The organism is Achromobacter sp. (assembly GCF_049647645.1).
In the GTDB taxonomy this organism is placed as follows: domain Bacteria; phylum Pseudomonadota; class Gammaproteobacteria; order Burkholderiales; family Burkholderiaceae_B; genus Achromobacter.
In genome coordinates this window covers 1-3,150 of record NZ_JBARYB010000136.1, presented here as the reverse complement: position 1 = coordinate 3,150, position 3,150 = coordinate 1, and the positions used below count along the sequence as shown (strand labels likewise).

Here is a 3,150-nt window from a genome sequence, read left to right as displayed (position 1 = left end):
CCGCCTGGGCGCTGCGCTGCGCCAGCGAACGGACTTCGCCCGCCACCACCGCAAAACCCTTGCCCTGCTCGCCCGCCCGCGCCGCTTCCACCGCGGCATTCAGCGCCAGGATGTTGGTCTGGAAGGCAATGCCGTCGATCACCGATACGATCTCGGAGATCTTGCGCGAACTGGCCGAAATGCCTTGCATCGTGCTGACCACTTCCGACACCGCCGAACCACCGCGTTCCGCCACGTCGGACGCGCTGGCCGCCAACTGATTGGCCTGGCGCGCGTTGTCCGCGTTCTGCTTCACCGTCGAGGCCAACTGCTCCATCGACGCCGCGGTCTCTTCCAGCGAGGCCGCCTGCTGCTCGGTACGGCTGGACAGGTCCGTGTTGCCCGCGGCAATCTCGTGCGAACCCACGTTGATCTCATCCACGCCGCGGCGCACCGAAGCCACCGTGCGGGTCAAGCTTTCCTGCATGCGTTTCAAGGCGGCAAACAGCTGTCCGATTTCGTTGGTGTTGCGCACGTCCACGCGGGCGGTAAGGTCGCCGCCGGCGATGCGGTCGAAGTGATGCCCTGCTTCCTTCAGCGGCAACAGCACGCGACGGCGCAGGAAGACATAAGTGGCGAACACCAGCAACGCGGCGACCACGCCGCCGGCGCCGACGGCCATCAGGACGAACTGGTAACGCACCTGCGCCACCTCGTGGGCATCCAACATCTTGCTGGCGCGCCAGAAATCAAAGCCTTCGATCGCGCGGACGTAGCGCCCTTCCAGGGCGTCCTGCACCGTCTGGACCTGCTTCTGGTAGGCGGGCATGTCTGCCTTTTCCAGTGAGGCCACCAACGGCGTCAGCCCTTGGCGTACCAGCGCCTCATAGGCCTGGTCGATCTCTTTCAGGGCGTCGGCCGCTTCGGCGGGCCGGGCCAGGCTCTTGTAATACTCGTACTCCGCCTGCCCCTTATTCATGGAGGCCTTGGCGCGTTCCAGCAGGCCGGCCGCATCGGAAGACAAGCCTTGGGTCAGCAAGGTGGGCTGACCGACGTTCTTCACGATGTCCGCGTAGTTGGCCGCGGCCGCGCGGCCCAAGCCAGCCATGGAGTCCTTGTAGCTGGAGACGACGCGGCCGACCGCGTCATCCAGCTCTTGCGATTGCTTGATCTCCGCCAGGGTGCCGTTGCTGATGCGCAGAGACAACACGCCCAGCGCGGCCCCGATCACCAACATGAATGAGAAAAACGCCAGTACCCACAACAGGCTGCTGCGTATCGTCATGTTCGCGAGAAACTTGCGCATCACAAGAACCACTCCTAGACTGAAATCGTTAAAGGAAAGCGCCACATTGGGTTCAATATGGCGCTTCTACCTCCCTAGCAGGCCGTTCCGATCAGGACGCGGCCTTCTCCACCAGCGCCATTTCGTCGCTGGTCATCATTTTTTCAATATCCACCAGGATCAACATGCGTTCATCCACCGTACCCAGGCCCGTCAGGTACTCGGTGGACAAGGTGGCGCCAAACTCGGGTGCCGGGCGGATCTGGCCGGAATTCAGCATCAACACGTCGGACACCCCGTCCACCACGATGCCGACGACGCGGCGATCGAGGTTCAGGATGATGACCACGGTCTGCTCGTTGTAGTCCACCCGGCCCAGGTTGAACTTGATGCGCAGGTCGACGATGGGCACGATGATTCCGCGCAGGTTGGTCACGCCCTTGATGAACGGCGGAACATTCGCGATGCGCGTAACCGTGTCGGCGTCGTAGCCACGGATCTCCTGCACTTTCAGGATGTCGATGCCGTACTCTTCGTCGCCCAGCGTGAACACCAGGAACTCGCTGCCGACATCTTCATTGCGCGCGGCTTGCGCTTGCGGTTTGGCTGCCATGAGGTTTATTTCTCCATCAATTCAGAATGGCTTCGGGCTGCGACCAACGCTCACGGTTGGCGCGCGCAAGCGCAAATACGTCGACAATCAGGGCCACGCTGCCATCGCCCAGGATGGTGGCGGCGGAAATGCCCGGCACCTTGCGATAATTCGATTCCAGATTCTTCACCACCACCTGGTGCTGGCCTATCAGGTGATCCACCAGCAGCGCGAAACGGCGGTCCTCGGCCTGCATGATGACCGCGATGGCCTGCGTGGGATCGCTCTGGGCTGCGCTGACCGAAAACACCCGGTGCATCTCGACCAGCGGCAGGTATTCGCCGCGCACGTGCATCACGCGCTCGTTGCCGGCCACCGAATAGATCTGGTCATTCGTGGGCTGCAGCGATTCGGTTACGTGGTTCAGCGGCAGGATGAAGGTTTCCTCGCCGACCCGCACCGACATGCCATCCAGGATGGCCAGCGTCAGCGGCAGCACGATGCGCGTCGTGGTGCCGTTGCCCGGCTCGCACGACAACTGCACATGGCCGCCCATGTCCTGGATGTTCCGGCGCACCACGTCCATGCCCACGCCGCGGCCGGAAATGTCCGTGACCTTTTCGGCGGTGGAGAAGCCCGGCGCGAAAATCAGCTGCCAGATTTCGTCGTCCGGCGAATTCTCGTTGACCGCCAGCCCCTGGGCCATGGCCTTCTTCAGGATCTTTTCGCGGTTCAATCCGCCGCCGTCGTCGCTGACTTCAATGACGATATTGCCGCCGTTGTGCTGGGCGGACAGCACCAGCTGCCCGACCGGATCCTTGCCCGCGGCAACGCGCTTTTCGGGCGTCTCGATGCCGTGGTCCAGGCTGTTGCGCACCAGGTGAGTCAAGGGATCGATGATGCGTTCGATCAGGCTCTTGTCCAGTTCCGTTGCACGGCCATGGGTCTGCAGTTCGATCTGCTTGCCCATCTTGCCGGCAATGTCGCGCACCAGGCGCGGGAAGCGGCTGAACACATAGTCCATCGGCATCATCCGGATGGACATGACCGCTTCCTGCAGGTCGCGGGCATTGCGTTCGAGTTGCTCCATGCCGTTGAGCAGGCGGTCGTGCAGCACCGGATCCAGCGTGGAAGCCGTCTGCGCCAGCATGGCTTGCGTAATGACCAGCTCGCCCACCAGATTGATGACTTGGTCGACCTTCTCGACGCCGACGCGGATCGAGGTGGACTCCTTGTCCGCATGCGCCGGCGCCGCCGCGGCGGGCCGCGCCGCGCGGGCCGACTGCGTGATGGC

General features: G+C 63.2%; 3 protein-coding genes. All 3 read right to left on the bottom strand.

Going from position 1 to position 3,150, the window contains the following annotated elements:
* On the bottom strand, positions 1-1,285 hold a 1,285-nt coding region (locus tag WBB14_RS16120; protein ID WP_424240732.1), incomplete at its 3' end, for a methyl-accepting chemotaxis protein.
* A gap of 91 nt (positions 1,286-1,376) precedes the next feature.
* Positions 1,377-1,877, bottom strand: a complete 501-nt coding sequence (gene cheW / locus WBB14_RS16115) for a chemotaxis protein CheW (RefSeq protein WP_424240731.1) — start codon at positions 1,875-1,877, stop codon at positions 1,377-1,379.
* 16 nt (positions 1,878-1,893) lie between these two features.
* Positions 1,894-3,150: chemotaxis protein CheW (locus tag WBB14_RS16110; RefSeq protein ID WP_424240730.1), on the bottom strand; the 1,257-nt coding region annotated here is incomplete at its 5' end.